Source organism: Neisseria subflava (genome assembly GCF_003044645.1).
GTDB lineage: Bacteria > Pseudomonadota > Gammaproteobacteria > Burkholderiales > Neisseriaceae > Neisseria > Neisseria subflava_B.
The window spans coordinates 51031-65352 of the sequence record NZ_POXL01000002.1 but is presented as its reverse complement, the minus strand read 5'-3'; the positions used below and the strand labels follow the sequence as shown (position 1 = coordinate 65352).

Below are 14322 nucleotides of genomic sequence, written 5' to 3'. Positions count from 1 at the left end.
ATATTTCACACGGGTTATGCAAGTTTTTATTTGTTTTTGTTGCTGTTTTGCCATTCGTGCAAATCGAGGCTTGCTTGATACAGGCCGCGGTCGATCTCCGATGGGGTAACGGTAAATCCTGATTTTTCAGCGAGTTTGAGCATCGGTGTGTTTTCTTTGAGGATTTCCGCATTCATGGTTTGGTAACCTTGCTGTGTGGCAGTTTGGATAATCAGGCTCATCATTTTGCCGGCCAAGCCGGTTTTGCGTGTTTCAGGTGCCAAAGTAATGCCGAACTCGCACTCATTACGATTGATGCGGCTGTAACGGCTGACTGCGACGATACGGCCGTCTGAAGTGAAGGCTGCCCACGCGCATTCGGTATGGAAATCGGGACGGGTCAGCCGTGCGAGTGTGGGCAGCGGCAACTCGTTGGTATGGGTCATGAAGCGCGTATAGCGGTCGGCCGCGGGTAATTGGCGGACAAATTTTTGTTTGGCTTCGGCATCTTCAGGCTCTAGTGCGCGGATGTGCAGTGTGTTGCCGTCGGGCAGGGTAAAGGTATCGGTTTGGCTCGGATAGGGTGCAAGTACGTCTTGTATCTCGGGCGTTTCGGTTTTAGGGTACAGCAGTTCGGATGCAGCTTCGCCGGTGTTGCGTAGGAATTCGGCCGCTGCCGGATTTTTTTGTTGGAGATAGGCGGCGGCGCTTTGCATTTTGGCGGCGGCCTGTTCCAAGGTTTGGACGGCTTTTTTTGGGATTTTGGTTGTTGGTGCAACAGGTTTTTCCACGATTTCGGGAATGATGGTGCTGCTGTATTGGCTGCCGTTGTAGTTGAGGATAATGTCGCCGATATGCTGGTTGTTGTGGATAAGCGTGTTTAGGGAATGCAGGAATTGATTGAGAACGGACGTGTTGTCGAGTTCTGCAAATTGGCTTAAATGCTGGATATCGAGCGTGGTAAAGGGAGGTAATGTGGCTTCGGTTTTGCCGTTGTAATGGGCGGTAAGGATGTTGCCGTAAATGGCATGGCGGCTGAACCGGAATTGGACGGCATTGTGTTTTTGGGTTTGGCACGGAGGCAAGTATAGGGCTTCCGCCATCAGTTCGGTTTGGCCGGATGCAATGGCTTTATCGATACTTTTGCTTTTAGGTGTTTTCAGACGGTCTGTTTTGGCAGGGGCAGGGGTATTTTGTACTTGTTGCAAATAGGCTGTTTGATTGCGGAAATAAAGTGTCAGTAAGGCTTCTTCCGGTGTGTTAAACCGAGTCAGGCCGTCTGAAAAACGATAGCTGACGAGAATGGGCTTGCTGGTTTTTTGTGCCAAATTATCCAGAGTTTGATGAATGCTGTACGCATCCGGCGTATCTGGCGAAATAATGCCGAGCAGGGCTTGAGTATGCGGATTTTGTAATTGTTCGAGCGCCAGACGGTGGATGCGTGCAGGCGTGGGGTTGCTGCCGATGCAGCCTTGTCGGATGGATGGTATATCGGTTGGGAGGTCGAGGGTCAATTCGCAGGCATTGGCGGTAGTGCGCAGCCATTCTATCGGCGTGTCGGACAGAATGGTGGGATGGGTAATGACGGGAATGCCGGAAAGGTGGGCTTTTAGGGCTGCTTCTAGTTCGGCGGTATTGAATACCGGTTGGAAATTGCAATGGCGGCTGAGGCTGCGCAGGATGGCTTTGTCTGTGTCGTCGGTATGGTGTGTGGACAACAGGATAAGTGGGGTATGGCGTGTGAAGTGGCGGATGGCACTGAACAGCTCGCGTTGGTTTTCGGCCGGATTGTAGTGGATAACGGCAACTTTGGTATGGCGGTTGTGGCCGAAGCGGTTGAGCCAGTCGGCCGATGTAGTAGGGCTTAGATCATAGTTGAGGCTGATGTGGCGCGATACGCCTTGGTGCAGTGTGTTCAGCAGGTGGTTGATGTTGCGGCTGACGGTGCTGTGGCCGGTCAGTAACGCGATATGGCCGGCGGGATAGTCGGTTTGGGTGCCGATATTGAGGTTGAGCGAGGGGAGTTGGATGCCTGCGCTGTTGCACACGGTAATGTTCAATTCGTCGCCGTGATGTTTTTGAATGATGGAATGGGCATTTTTGCAGGATTCGGGCGGTAGGTTTTCCCAATCTTGAATCAGGATAATGTGGCGCAGGTCTTTTTTACGGCAGGCTTTGAACAGCGAGTCGTAATGGTCGGGCGGGATAACGGCAACAACCAAATCGGCTTGGCCCGGAATTTTGCTCAGGCTGGAGTAGGAGGGAATGCCTGCGACACTGCTGTGTCGAAGATTGACGGGGGTGATTTTGCCTTGATATGAGGAACCGAGCAGGTGGCTGAAAATGCGTTCGCCAAGGCTGTGCGGACGTTCGCTGGCGCCGACGAGGATGATGTGTTCAGGCATGAAGAAGTAGCTGGTTTGGACGGTTGCACTCATGATGGTTCCTTATTTGTGTTTTGGGCCGTCTGAAAAGTTTCAGACGGCCTTATTTTTAGACTTCTTTTTTGTCTCCGGCTTTCTTTTTGGGAAGGATAAAACGCATCCTCAGGCCGTTGGGTTTGACATTTTCAGCAATGATTTTACCGCAGTGCTGTTCCATAATGTGCTGCGTCAAGGCAAGTCCTAAACCTGTACCGGGTTTGTGCGCGCTGGAGTCGGCGCGATAAAAGGCAGTGAAAATGTGCGGAAGCTGCATTTCGTCCACGCCAGGCCCGTTGTCGGTAACATCGATAATCCAGTGTTTGCCGTCTTGTCCGATATGGGCTTGAATGGTGCTGCCTTCCGGACTGTAGTTGATGGCGTTGCGGATAACGTTGTCGAAGGCGCGGTATAGATAGCCTTCGTTGGCGCTGATTACGGCATTTTCAGGGATTTTAGGGTCAATGCTCAGGGTAACGCTTTGATTGTTTTGGTGGGCAATACTTTGGTTGTCCTCAATCAAGTTGGTTAGGAACGGAACGAGTTTGAGGTTTTCTTTTTCCAAAGGAATATTGGAAGTCTCTAGGCGGGAGAGGGTCAATAATTCACCTACCAAAGTATCCATGCGCACCAATTCGCCTTCAAGCCGCTTGAGGTATTGCTCTTGTTTTTGCGGCTGAGATTGAATCAGGCCGACAATCGCTTGCATACGTGCCAGCGGCGAACGCATTTCATGAGAAACGTGGTGAAGCAGGTGGCGCTCTTTGGCAACAAGTTTTTCAAGTTTCTCGGCCATTTTGTCGAACTGCACGGCAAGATGGGACAATTCGTCGTCACGGTCGTCAACTTGTTGGGAAATACGGGTTTCAAGTTCACCGTTGGCTACTCTGTCCATGCCGCCGCCAAGAATTTTAATGGGCTTGGTAATGTTGTTGGCAAGGATATATGCCATCAAGAGGCCGACGATGATGATGAAAGACAGAATGATAAATTCGTGCCAAATCGGCGAGAGCGGCAGGCCGGGAATGAAAAGCGGGCTGGGCAGGCGTTGGGCTTGATGGTTGTCCCAGCCTTTAATGAAGAAGAGGTATTCTTCGCCGAAACGGTCGTATTCGATGTGGGCTAAATCGGATTCGGGGTTGTTGATGGCAAAGATGCGGGCGCGTTCGATGGACAGGCTGTCGATGTTGCGGCCTAAAATATCTTTTTTATCGTCGCCGGTAATCACATAAACGGCATTGGAAACCGGATTGTTTTTCCATTCCGAAAGAATTTCGCGCGCACCGCTGTCTCCGCGCGAGTTAAACGCGGAGATGATGCTGCTCATCAATGTGGTTTCGATGGTGCGGCGTTGGTTGAATTGGTTTTCGGCGAGGGTGTTTTGTACCAGCCAAAATGAAAAACTCGCCACAAAGATTGCGCAGACGATGACTGCGCAAAATGTAGCGAAGATGCGTTGAAACAGTTTCATTGATCTGTTTAATCTTTAGTTTTTAACAAACAGGTAGCCTAAGCCGCGTACGGTTTGAATCAAGGAGGCATCGCCCAATTTGTGGCGGATGCTGGAGATGTGTACGTCGATGCTGCGGTCAAATTTAGCCAGTTTGCGGTCGAGTGCCTCGATAGACAAGGTCTCTTTGCTGACGACTTGTCCGGCGTGGCGCATCAAAACTTCGAGCAGGTTGAATTCGGTGCTGGTCAACTCGAGCGGAGTGTCTTTGATGCTGGCTTGGCGTTTGGCCGGGTACAAAACGACGTCGCTGACAGAAATGCTGTTAGGCGCGTTGTTTTGTTCGTTGCTGTGTTGCGCACGGCGCAAGATGGCGTTGATACGCGCCAAGAGTTCGCGCGGTGTGCATGGTTTCGGTACATAATCGTCCGCACCCATTTCCAAACCGATAATGCGGTCGATGTCGTCACCTTTTGCGGTCAGCATGATGATGGGTACAGTGCTTTGGGTACGTACGTTTTTCAGTACGTCCAAACCGTTCATTTTAGGCATCATGGAGTCTAATACGATGACATCGTATTGTCCGGTCAGAATTTCTTGAACGCCGGCTTCGCCGTCAGGAACGCTGTGGACGTTGAGGCCTTCGGCAGTCAGGTATTCGGTCAGCAATTCGGTCAAGAGGGCATCGTCATCTACGAGTAATACGCGACTCATGGAATTTCCTTTTCGTGATTGTATGCGCCGCGGTACTAAATGGCAGTACGGCGCTTAAAATAGAGTTGTATTCAATCTTAACATGCAATCTGCTTTTGTTGATAGCGTAATTTTCTGTGCTTTTGCGCTTTTTTGCATAGAAACTCGCTGCTCTTTACATTTTCAGACGGCCTGTAAGGACAAACTGACAATTGAGCGTGTTTTGTTCAGGGTTTGTCGCATGATTGGGCAGTTTGGTGTTTCGGTGCGTTGATGAAATCTTTGCAATCGGACAAAAGTTTGGGTAGTAGTGGGGCGAATACCGGATGGCTGCGTATTTTGTCGGCGTAGAAATACATCATATACGGGTAATAATATTGCACTGCCTGCATCCATTGCGCACCTTCTTCTTTTTTGCCTTGTCGGTAGAGGTAAAGGCCGACTTGGTAGGCGCTGGAGTAGGGGCGGTAGGTCAGGGCTTTGAGTGCGGCTTCTTCCGCCCACGGACGGATGTAGGCATCGGTCGGGTCGGCACGTTTGCTCAAGCTCAAATCGGCGTAATAGGCAAGCATGGGGCTTTCTTTGGAAAGTCGTTGCAAGCCGTCGATTTTGTTTTGAACCGTTTGCTGATCATCGGTTTTCCCTACACGGCTATATTGGGTCAGATTTTGATATTCCCAGCTGAGGTTTGCCATGCCGATTAAAATCGATAAAGCAGCTATACCGCCTGCCCATTGTCTGATTCGGGTAGATAAAAGGCCGTCTGAAACATCTTTCGGATAAGAGGGTGTCAACGACAGAATCAGGCTAAATACGGTGAGGAAGTAGATATACCAAAGTGGATATTCAAGCATGCTGTGGCAAAGGCTGACGGCGGCGGTAGTCAGTAAAAACAGGGAGGCTGGCGTTTGGTTGCGTCCCGATAGCCGCCATACGGCTGCAAGCAGGGTTAAGGTTGCGAGCAAAGTGCCGGTAATGCCCATTTCGGACAATAACTGCATGACGATATTGTGCGAATGGGTAAACAGTACGCCGAGGATATTGTTGGGGAAGTATTGTTGTTGTGCATTAATCAGGAAGGTTTGCTGGGCAAAGCTGTTCCAGCCATGGCCGAACCAAGGTGCGGATTGAAAGGCAATCCATGCCTTGCTCCATTCGATTTGGCGCATGGAGCCTTCAAAACCGCTGGTGCCTGCGCGTTCGACAGCAGTTTCGTATTTGATGTTGCCAAACAAATCCAACAGGCTGCCCATGCCGAATTGGAAAGCGGCGGCCAGGATTGCGGTCAGAAGGAAAATGCACAGTGCGCGTTTGTGTTGGAAATGGGTACGCCAAAACCATAACGGCGTAATCAGGAATAGGGCGGCAATGTAGCCTAAGATGGTGCGCGAGTTGACAAGGCCGAGGGTCGCAGTCAAAGCCAATACGAACAGAAAACCTGCTGCATTCGACATTTTGCGCGTCGTCCATAAATAGGATGCCGCCAAAATACCCCACATTAAATAATGTCCCAAATGATTGCGCTGGCCGAGTTGACCGTTTACGGTGCCGCTGCTTCGGGCAATGATGCCGTTCAACCACTCTACGTTGGACCAGCCTTTAAATTGCAGCCAGACGATGACGGCCTGTATGGTTGCCCCTATCAATAAAGACCAAGCAAAGATGCTGACGATGCGTTCTTGCCCGTAGGCCGTTACCCAGCCGCGAACCGACCATGCGCCCAGTGCCAAAATGACAAAGGTCCAGGCAGTAATATCGCTCATGCCGGGGTAGGTCGAATGCATGAGGCGCGCTTGGAGCGACCAAAATGCAGCCATGGCAAACAGGCCGATACTGAGTGCGGGAAGGCGGATGTTCAGCAGGCCTTTGTGTGCGCTAATCAATGTCAGTACCAATGAGCCGCTCAGTGAGATGGCTTCTAAATAAAAGCTGGGCAGTGGACCGACTCGGTAGAGTGAAAGAAAAGGGACGGCGCAAACCCAAAGAAAACTGAGCCATAAAGGCCAAAAGGTTTTCACTGAAGATTCAGTCAGGCCGTCTGAAAGTGTGTGGTAGGTCATTTTGATGTGTGTTTTTGTTGTTTGATAAATGCAAGGCAGCTGAGGAAAAAGGCAATGCACAATAATACGGAAACGGCGGCGCAAATCCGGCTGGCGACGGCTGTGTCAGCCAGGCGCATACAGGCTTCGGCAAAGTAAATTAGAATCAGCATGGAGCTGTATTGATAAGTGTAGATGCGTTTTTTCAAAATACCGGTCAACGGCAGGCACAGAGGCAGGGCTTTCAGTGCCAACCATGAGCCGCCTTCGCGCAATGGCGCGATCCATAATTCCCATGATAAGGAAATCAGAATCAGCAGGATAAGGCTTATGGACGTTGCAAGATAAGGTAATGGGGAGCGTGTATTGTTCACAATATTGAGGGCGTAAGCCGTACTGGAAAACTCGAAATTATACCGCTAAAAATGCAGGAGAAGCTAAGAATATTGCTAAGGATACTCAAGAAAGAATTTATTGTTTTTCTTTAAATTAATGAAACTTTATCTTGTTTTATAGTCTTATTAATATATATATCTAATAAAGATTGTGCTACTATTATAAATACTTTATCTGAGGAGGATAGAAAACCATGAATCGCGTTGCTGATGTTATCCGTGATGATATTAAAGTAATGACAGCTTATCAGGTTGCCGATTTACCAGAAGGTTTTATTAAGTTGGACGCCATGGAGTGTCCGCATCATCCTTTCGCCGGATATGAATCTTTGTTGTCAGAATGGGCGGACTTGGCAAAACAGGCACCGATTCATTTGTATCCTCATACTGCCAAGAGCGGGATTTATGAAGAATTAAGGGAAGTTTTCGGTATTCCCGATAAAGCGGAAATCGCGTTGGGTAACGGCTCCGACGAGCTTATCCAATTTTTGACTATGCTGGTTGCCAAACCAAATGCGCGTGTATTGGGTATTGAGCCAAGTTTTGTTATGTATCGTCATAATGCCGCGCTTTATGGCATGGAATATGTCGGCGTTCCCTTAAATCCGGATTTTTCTTTAAATCTCCCTGCCGTTTTGTCCGCCATCGAGCAACATCAGCCGTCATTAATTTTTATTGCCTATCCCAATAATCCTACCGGCGTGTGCTTTAAGCGAGAAGAAGTAGAGGCGGTCATTCGTGCGGCTACCGGCATTGTGGTTGTCGATGAGGCATATGGTGCGTTTCATCATGACAGTTTCCTTCCGTGGGCGGGCGAAGTCGAAAACCTGGTCGTAATGCGCACCATCAGTAAAATCGGCTTTGCCGGCTTACGGATGGGGTATGCGGCGGCAAGCCCAAGCATTATGGGTGAACTGGCTAAAATCCTTCCGCCTTACAATATGAATCAATTAAGCTTGGCGGCGGCAAAATTCTCATTGAAACATCATCAAATCATTCAGCAAAACATTGATACATTAAAAAACGAGCGTTCGCGTGTGATGAATGAATTGTTGAAATTAAACCGTTTGGAAGTTTTTCCGAGCGAAGCCAACTTTATTACCGTTCGCGTTTCTGATGCGAACGGGCTGTTTGAAACATTGAAGCAAAACCGCATACTGATTAAAAAACTGCATGGCAGCCATCCGCTTTTGGATCAGTGTGTCCGTATAACCGTAGGCTCGGCAGCGCAAAATGATGCTGTCTTGGCCGTTATTAAAAATCTTTATCCCAATCTTTAATTTCAAGGAAACTACCATCATGAACAAAGCTCAACTGCATTTGACCAATTTTCTGTTACTGGTTGAAGAAGCAGGCTCATTAACCAAGCTTGCACGTGCGTGCGGTTATGAAAACTCCGCCTCTTTGTCTCAGCTCAAACGCCGTTTGGAACAACAAGCAGGCGATGAGTCTGCACGCGGCATTCGTCCGAGCCTGGCTGCGAAGTTGGAATCTGGCATGCACAAACGCAAAGGCTGGCTGAACCGTGACCACAGCAAAGACCAAGAAAAAGCAGCAGCGGTTGAAGCGGCGCGTTTGGAAAAACAAACTGTCGAAGCAGCCGAAGCTGGTGTTTCAACCGAAGGCCGTTTTGTTACCGTTACCCGTAATACCAGCGAAACCCAAATCACCGTCAGCCTCAATCTTGACGGTACCGGTAAATATCGTCTGGATACCGGCGTTCCTTTCCTTGAGCATATGCTTGCCCAAGTGGCGCGCCATGGTTTGATTGACTTGGATATTACCTGCAAAGGCGATTTGCACATTGACGACCATCACACGGTTGAAGACATCGGTATCGTGGTGGGGCAGGCTCTGAAACAGGCGCTTGGCAATAAAGCCGGCATTACCCGTTATGGTCATGCCTATGTTCCGCTGGATGAAGCGTTGAGCCGTGTGGTTATCGATCTTTCCGGCCGTCCTGGTTTGGTGTACAACATCGACTTTACCCGCGCCCTGATTGGCCGTTTTGATGTTGATTTGTTTGAAGAATTTTTCCACGGTCTTGTGAACCATAGCATGATGACCTTGCACATCGATAACTTGAGCGGCCGTAATGCGCACCATCAAGCCGAGACCGTTTTCAAAGCCTTCGGCCGCGCCTTGCGTATGGCGGTCGAATACGATCCACGTATGATTGGTCAAACGCCTTCTACAAAAGGCACGTTGAGTGAAGAGTCTGTTCAAGAAGAAGCAGAAGCCGCGTCTGAAGAATAAGGCATCGTGTGAATGAATAAAGGCCGTCTGAAACCGATTGGAATTTCAGACGGCCTTTATTATTCATCTTGTATGGTGGCAATATTTTGTTTTAAACCATCTTTTGCTACAATCATTCTTATTATTATATTAATCATTAAATGTTTTCAGACGGCCTGAGGAGAAGCAATGAAAGTAGCGATTGTCGATTATGGAATGGGAAACCTGCACTCAGTATTGAAATCTGTTCAGGCGGCGCAGGCCTTGTCCAAGCAAAATGCCGAAATTTATCTAACTTCGCGGCCCGAAGAAGTGATGGCGGCGGATAAGGTTATCTTTCCGGGGCAGGGTGCCATGCCGGACTGTATGTCTGCGCTGAAGGCCAGCGGTTTGGGCGAGGCAGTTTCAGACGGCCTGAAAAACAAGCCGTTTTTTGGCATTTGCGTAGGTGCGCAATTATTGTTTGAACACAGTGAAGAAGGCGATACAGATGGTTTGGGCTGGTTTGAAGGGCAAGTAAAACGGTTTTTGCCCAATCAAACCGATGCACAAGGAGGCCGTCTGAAAGTGCCGCATATGGGGTGGAATACAGTGCGCCAAACCCGTCCGCACCCTTTATTTCAAGACATTGGGCAGAACGAGTATTTTTATTTTGTTCACAGCTATTATTTTGCGCCGAAAAATGAAGAGATTGTTTTAGGCGTTAGCGAATATCCGAATGAATTTGCCTGCATTGTCGGTAAAGATAATGTGTTTGCCACACAATTCCACACGGAAAAAAGCCATCAGGCAGGATTGCTGCTGCTACGTAATTTTTTAAATTGGCAGATTTGAGGCTTTTAACATAAATCTGCTAAAAATCGCTAATTTGTGTAAAATATACTGAAATTGAATAGAGGAGAAAAAAATGCTGTTGATACCTGCCGTTGATTTGAAGGAAGGACGCTGTGTTCGCTTAAAACAAGGCTTGATGGAGCAGGCGACGGTGTTTTCCGATTCGCCGGCAGAGATGGCTTTGCATTGGCGCAATCAAGGCGCACGCCGTTTGCATTTGGTTGATTTGAACGGTGCATTCGCAGGCGTTCCTCAAAATTTTCCGGCAATTAAAGAAATTTTGGCCGCCGTAGCCAAAGATATTCCGGTACAGCTTGGCGGCGGTATCCGTGATTTGGGCACCATTGAAAAGTATTTGGATTTGGGTCTGACCGATGTGATTATCGGTACGGCCGCGGTGAAAAATCCTGAATTTGTGCGCGAAGCATGTAAGGCATTTCCGGGGCAGATTATCGTCGGCTTGGATGCCAAAGACGGTATGGTGGCGATAGACGGTTGGGCAACGGTAACGGAGCATCATGTCGTCGATTTGGCCAAGCGTTTTGAAGACGATGGGGTCAACAGCATTATTTATACTGATATTGGTCGCGACGGCATGATGAGCGGCGTGAATATCGAAGCTACCGTCAAATTGGCCCAATCAGTGAATATCCCGATTATCGCTTCCGGCGGCTTGACGAATTTGGACGATATCCACGCATTGTGTGCCGTTGAAAAAGAGGGTGTGAGCGGTGCGATTACCGGCCGCGCAATTTATGAGGGAAGTATTGATTTCGCACAGGCTCAAAAACTGGCCGATTCTTTGGCTTGACCTAAGTGCGTTTAATTATGCAGATTAAGGCTTTGCAAGGTGTAACAGCGCAGGAGTTGGCGTATAGCTGAAAATACCTTCAAAAGCGGCATTTTGCAAAGTCCTTAGACTTAAAATCTGTCTGAAATAATTATAAAAAACAACTCACTCAATATCTTATTTTATTAAGGGATTGGTATGCTTGAAGCGTTTGTTTTGGGTTTTTGGATTATCTGGTCATCCGATCGCGAAGTGTATCCGCTAAGCGAAAGTTTGTGGTTTACACTGATTGCAGTGATACTGCGGCAGCTGACGGCGTTTGATTTGCCGATTATCGATACCTATTGGATGATTTTCAACGGGATAATATGGGCATTTGCTGGTTTGATTTTTTCCATCGTCGGCCGCATCGACAGCAATTTCATTATTTCCTGTGTTTTGGCGATGATAGCCGGCATTGGTTATTTTCAGCTGTTGCAACATTTGCCGGATTGGTTGAGCAAATTTTTGGCCTGACGGTTTCAGACGGCCTGATAACGGATAAGAGGTATTGAGTATGGCATTGGCAAAACGAATTATTCCTTGTCTGGATGTAAAAGACGGTCGCGTGGTAAAAGGTGTCAACTTTTTGGGTTTACGCGATGCAGGCAATCCGGTTGACGTTGCCAAACGCTACAACGATGAAGGCGCGGATGAGTTGACCTTTTTGGACATTACCGCTTCCAGCGACAATCGCGATACTATTTTGCACGTTATTGAGGCAGTCGCTTCGCAAGTTTTTATTCCATTGACGGTCGGCGGCGGTGTGCGTACGGTTGCCGATATCCGTCGTCTGCTTAATGCCGGTGCCGATAAGGCCAGCATCAATACGGCTGCCGTAACCAATCCTGATTTGGTAAATGAAGCGGCCGGTTTTTTTGGTTCGCAAGCGATTGTCGTTGCCGTGGATGCCAAAGCGGTCAACCCTGAAAACACCCGTTGGGAAATCTTTACCCACGGCGGACGTAATCCGACCGGTTTGGACGCGGTGGAATGGGCTGTCGAAATGCAGCGGCGCGGTGCGGGCGAGATTTTGCTGACCAGTATGGACCGGGACGGCACCAAACAAGGTTTCAACCTGCCTTTGACACGCGCGGTCAGCGAAGCGGTCGATATTCCGGTCATTGCTTCCGGCGGTGTCGGTTCGGTTCAGCATTTGGTGGACGGCATTAAAGAAGGAAAAGCAGATGCGGTATTGGCCGCCAGTATTTTCCACTTTGGCGAAGCGAGTATCCGCGAAGCAAAACTGGCCATGCGTGAAGCAGGAATTGAAGTGCGTTTGTGATTGCTATCCAAAGGCCGTCTGAAAAATATGGGAGAAAAACGCGAATGTCGAATATAAACGAAACGCTGCTGAATGCCGTAAAATTTGATGAAAAAGGTTTGGTTTGCGCGATTGCCCAAGATTGGCAGACACAACGTGTGCTGATGGTTGCCTGGATGAACGCCGAAGCCCTGCAAAAAACCGTAGAAACCGGGTTTGCCCACTATTACAGCCGTTCCCGCCAAAAACAATGGATGAAGGGCGAAGAGTCCGGACATACGCAAAAAGTACACGAATTGCGCCTGGATTGCGATGGCGACGCAGTGGTCATGCTGATTGAACAAAACGGTGGCATTGCCTGTCATACTGGGCGCGAAAGCTGCTTTTACAAAGTTTGGCAAGACGGCGCATGGCAGATAGTGGATGCTGTGTTGAAAGACGAAGAAGCAATTTACGGACATAAACATTCTTAAGGCCGTCTGAAAGAAAATAAGAGAAACCGACCATGACCGATACTATCCTTACCCAAATTCAAAACGTCATCGATTCGCGCAAAGGCGGCGATCCTGATGCTTCTTATGTCGCCCAACTGCTGCACAAAGGCGAAGACAAGATTTTGAAAAAAGTCATCGAGGAAGCGGGTGAAACCTTGATGGCCTCTAAAGATGGCGGTGGCGAACATTTGGTTTACGAAGTGGCGGATTTGTGGTTTCATACCATGGTTTTATTGGCGCATCACGGATTGCGCGCTGAAGATGTGGTAAATGAGCTTGCGCGCCGTCAAGGTTTGTCGGGGTTGGTGGAAAAAGCTTCTCGCAAAGAATCTTGAATTTATATTACAATCTCGCATTTGACCTGTTTCAGAATCCGTCTCTTGGGGCAAAACGATTTCACTTTTTGGGTTGAAACCCGTTATGCCCGTTTTCAGACGGCCATTGGAGCCATTATGGATAATTGTATTTTCTGCAAAATCGCAACCAAAGATATTCCGGCACAAACCGTTTACGAAGACGATGAGATGCTTTGTTTCAAAGATATCCGTCCTGCCGCTCCGGTGCATCTGCTGCTGATTCCGAAAGTGCACTTCGATTCACTGGCACACGCAACTGCCGAACATCAAACCCTGTTGGGCAAAATGATGTTGAAAGTTCCTCAAATCGCCCATGAGGCAGGTTTGACCGACGGTTTCAAAACCCTGATCAACACAGGTAAAGGCGGTGGACAGGAAGTCTTCCACCTGCATATCCATATCATGGGTACGCCCGCATAGTTATTATCTCTTTTTAAATTAAACAAATTCAAGGATTTATCATGGGTAGCTTCTCTCTTTGGCACTGGATTATCGTACTGATTATCGTCGTTTTGGTATTCGGTACCAAAAAATTGCGCAACGTCGGCAAAGATCTCGGCGGTGCAGTGCATGACTTCAAACAAGGCCTGAACGAAGGTACAGACGGCAAAGATGCCAAAAAAGACGAAGTCATCGAACACAAAAAAGACGAAGACAAAGCATAATCCATGTTTGATTTCGGTTTGGGCGAGCTGCTGCTGGTCGGCGTTGTCGCCCTGATAGTGCTTGGTCCCGAACGTCTGCCGCAAGCCGCGCGCACGGCCGGGCGTTTGGTCGGCAAATTGCAAGGATTCGTCAATAACGTCAAGCAGGAATTCAACACTCAGGCTGAGTTGGATGAATTGCGCAAGGTGAAGCAGGAATTTGAAACTGCCGCATCTGAGTTTCGCGACGGTATCAAAGACTTGGGCAACGATGCACAAAAAAATCTGAGCGATATTTCAGACGGCCTCAAGCCGTGGGAACGCCTGCCTGAACAAAAAACACCTGCCGATTTTGGTGTAGATGAGTTTGGCAATCCTTTGCCTGATCTGGCGCCAAGCAGCACTGAAAATGAAAGTGCGGCCCAAGTTCCTGAAGAGGGTGGGGCAGTACAAACCCAAGAGCTTGTCGAGGCTGAAAATGCCGAGTCCGAGCAAGACCGCGCTTGGCGTGAGTATTTGACGGCTTCGGTTTCGCCTGCTCCTGTAGTTGAAGTCAGCTATATCGAATCCCCTGTTGCCGATGTTCCTCCGCCGCATACGACTTCTTTGCGTAAGCAGGCGATGAGCCGCAAACGTGATATGCGCCCGAAATTCCACGCCAAGCCCAAACTGCGCGTCCGTAAGTAAAAA

16 protein-coding genes are annotated in these 14322 nt (G+C 48.7%); 11 read left to right on the top strand and 5 right to left on the bottom strand.

Going from position 1 to position 14322, the window contains the following annotated elements; all coding sequences use genetic code 11:
- Window positions 1-26: 26 nt before the first annotated feature.
- The 5 genes from DBY97_RS02170 to DBY97_RS02150 form a co-directional block, all read right to left on the bottom strand.
- A complete protein-coding gene (locus DBY97_RS02170; protein WP_107857276.1) occupies window positions 27-2417 on the bottom strand; it encodes a bifunctional acetate--CoA ligase family protein/GNAT family N-acetyltransferase in 2391 nt (796 codons plus the stop codon).
- 55 nt (window positions 2418-2472) lie between these two features.
- Entirely contained in the window at window positions 2473-3870 is a 1398-nt protein-coding gene (locus DBY97_RS02165) for a HAMP domain-containing sensor histidine kinase (RefSeq protein ID WP_070850102.1), read from the bottom strand.
- Between the two features lie 15 nt (window positions 3871-3885).
- Window positions 3886-4563, bottom strand: coding sequence for a two-component system response regulator MisR (misR, locus tag DBY97_RS02160; protein WP_070632537.1), 678 nt, complete (start codon window positions 4561-4563; stop codon window positions 3886-3888).
- A gap of 206 nt (window positions 4564-4769) precedes the next feature.
- Window positions 4770-6602, bottom strand: coding sequence for a PglL family O-oligosaccharyltransferase (locus DBY97_RS02155; RefSeq protein WP_107857275.1), 1833 nt, complete (start codon window positions 6600-6602; stop codon window positions 4770-4772).
- Window positions 6599-6955, bottom strand: coding sequence for a DUF2069 domain-containing protein (locus DBY97_RS02150; protein ID WP_107857274.1), 357 nt, complete (start codon window positions 6953-6955; stop codon window positions 6599-6601). Before DBY97_RS02150 ends, DBY97_RS02155 begins: the two co-directional genes overlap by 4 nt.
- Before the next feature lie 215 nt (window positions 6956-7170).
- On the opposite strand from DBY97_RS02150, the gene hisC reads away from it, so the two are divergent.
- The 11 genes from hisC to tatB all read left to right on the top strand — a co-directional run bounded on the left by hisC (window position 7171) and on the right by tatB (window position 14319).
- Window positions 7171-8256, top strand: coding sequence for a histidinol-phosphate transaminase (hisC, locus tag DBY97_RS02145; protein WP_107857273.1), 1086 nt, complete (start codon window positions 7171-7173; stop codon window positions 8254-8256).
- Between the two features lie 19 nt (window positions 8257-8275).
- Entirely contained in the window at window positions 8276-9232 is a 957-nt protein-coding gene (hisB, locus tag DBY97_RS02140; RefSeq protein ID WP_107857272.1) for an imidazoleglycerol-phosphate dehydratase HisB, read from the top strand.
- Window positions 9233-9400: 168 nt separating this feature from the next.
- Window positions 9401-10045 (top strand): imidazole glycerol phosphate synthase subunit HisH, encoded by a 645-nt coding sequence (gene hisH / locus DBY97_RS02135; RefSeq protein ID WP_070826637.1) that lies wholly within the window; start codon window positions 9401-9403, stop codon window positions 10043-10045.
- Window positions 10046-10118: 73 nt separating this feature from the next.
- Entirely contained in the window at window positions 10119-10856 is a 738-nt protein-coding gene (gene hisA, locus DBY97_RS02130) for a 1-(5-phosphoribosyl)-5-[(5-phosphoribosylamino)methylideneamino]imidazole-4-carboxamide isomerase (protein ID WP_107857271.1), read from the top strand.
- 177 nt (window positions 10857-11033) lie between these two features.
- The gene (locus DBY97_RS02125; protein WP_004519651.1) at window positions 11034-11351 is read left to right on the top strand and encodes a hypothetical protein; all 318 of its coding nucleotides are present in this window, start codon (window positions 11034-11036) and stop codon (window positions 11349-11351) included.
- Window positions 11352-11391: 40 nt separating this feature from the next.
- The gene (gene hisF / locus DBY97_RS02120; RefSeq protein WP_003748652.1) at window positions 11392-12159 is read left to right on the top strand and encodes an imidazole glycerol phosphate synthase subunit HisF; all 768 of its coding nucleotides are present in this window, start codon (window positions 11392-11394) and stop codon (window positions 12157-12159) included.
- A 44-nt stretch (window positions 12160-12203) separates the two neighbouring features.
- A complete protein-coding gene (gene hisI, locus DBY97_RS02115) occupies window positions 12204-12611 on the top strand; it encodes a phosphoribosyl-AMP cyclohydrolase (protein ID WP_371459853.1) in 408 nt (135 codons plus the stop codon).
- Between the two features lie 32 nt (window positions 12612-12643).
- Window positions 12644-12967, top strand: a complete 324-nt coding sequence (locus tag DBY97_RS02110; RefSeq protein WP_003679440.1) for a phosphoribosyl-ATP diphosphatase — start codon at window positions 12644-12646, stop codon at window positions 12965-12967.
- 117 nt (window positions 12968-13084) lie between these two features.
- A complete protein-coding gene (locus tag DBY97_RS02105; protein WP_049329536.1) occupies window positions 13085-13408 on the top strand; it encodes a histidine triad nucleotide-binding protein in 324 nt (107 codons plus the stop codon).
- Between the two features lie 41 nt (window positions 13409-13449).
- Window positions 13450-13653 (top strand): Sec-independent protein translocase subunit TatA, encoded by a 204-nt coding sequence (tatA, locus tag DBY97_RS02100; protein ID WP_003679438.1) that lies wholly within the window; start codon window positions 13450-13452, stop codon window positions 13651-13653.
- Window positions 13654-13656: 3 nt separating this feature from the next.
- Window positions 13657-14319, top strand: a complete 663-nt coding sequence (tatB, locus tag DBY97_RS02095) for a Sec-independent protein translocase protein TatB (protein ID WP_107857270.1) — start codon at window positions 13657-13659, stop codon at window positions 14317-14319.
- Window positions 14320-14322: the final 3 nt, after the last annotated feature.

What these genes read in the sequence shown, in the direction of transcription:
- DBY97_RS02170 (WP_107857276.1), bottom strand. Translation starts at nt 2,417, where the DNA reads ATGAGTGCAACCGTCCAAACCAGCTACTTCTTCATGCCTGAACACATC.
- DBY97_RS02165 (WP_070850102.1), bottom strand. Translation starts at nt 3,870, where the DNA reads ATGAAACTGTTTCAACGCATCTTCGCTACATTTTGCGCAGTCATCGTC.
- misR (WP_070632537.1), bottom strand. Translation starts at nt 4,563, where the DNA reads ATGAGTCGCGTATTACTCGTAGATGACGATGCCCTCTTGACCGAATTG.
- DBY97_RS02155 (WP_107857275.1), bottom strand. Translation starts at nt 6,602, where the DNA reads ATGACCTACCACACACTTTCAGACGGCCTGACTGAATCTTCAGTGAAA.
- hisC (WP_107857273.1), top strand. Translation starts at nt 7,171, where the DNA reads ATGAATCGCGTTGCTGATGTTATCCGTGATGATATTAAAGTAATGACA.
- hisB (WP_107857272.1), top strand. Translation starts at nt 8,276, where the DNA reads ATGAACAAAGCTCAACTGCATTTGACCAATTTTCTGTTACTGGTTGAA.
- hisH (WP_070826637.1), top strand. Translation starts at nt 9,401, where the DNA reads ATGAAAGTAGCGATTGTCGATTATGGAATGGGAAACCTGCACTCAGTA.
- hisA (WP_107857271.1), top strand. Translation starts at nt 10,119, where the DNA reads ATGCTGTTGATACCTGCCGTTGATTTGAAGGAAGGACGCTGTGTTCGC.
- DBY97_RS02125 (WP_004519651.1), top strand. Translation starts at nt 11,034, where the DNA reads ATGCTTGAAGCGTTTGTTTTGGGTTTTTGGATTATCTGGTCATCCGAT.
- hisF (WP_003748652.1), top strand. Translation starts at nt 11,392, where the DNA reads ATGGCATTGGCAAAACGAATTATTCCTTGTCTGGATGTAAAAGACGGT.
- hisI (WP_371459853.1), top strand. Translation starts at nt 12,204, where the DNA reads ATGTCGAATATAAACGAAACGCTGCTGAATGCCGTAAAATTTGATGAA.
- DBY97_RS02110 (WP_003679440.1), top strand. Translation starts at nt 12,644, where the DNA reads ATGACCGATACTATCCTTACCCAAATTCAAAACGTCATCGATTCGCGC.
- DBY97_RS02105 (WP_049329536.1), top strand. Translation starts at nt 13,085, where the DNA reads ATGGATAATTGTATTTTCTGCAAAATCGCAACCAAAGATATTCCGGCA.
- tatA (WP_003679438.1), top strand. Translation starts at nt 13,450, where the DNA reads ATGGGTAGCTTCTCTCTTTGGCACTGGATTATCGTACTGATTATCGTC.
- tatB (WP_107857270.1), top strand. Translation starts at nt 13,657, where the DNA reads ATGTTTGATTTCGGTTTGGGCGAGCTGCTGCTGGTCGGCGTTGTCGCC.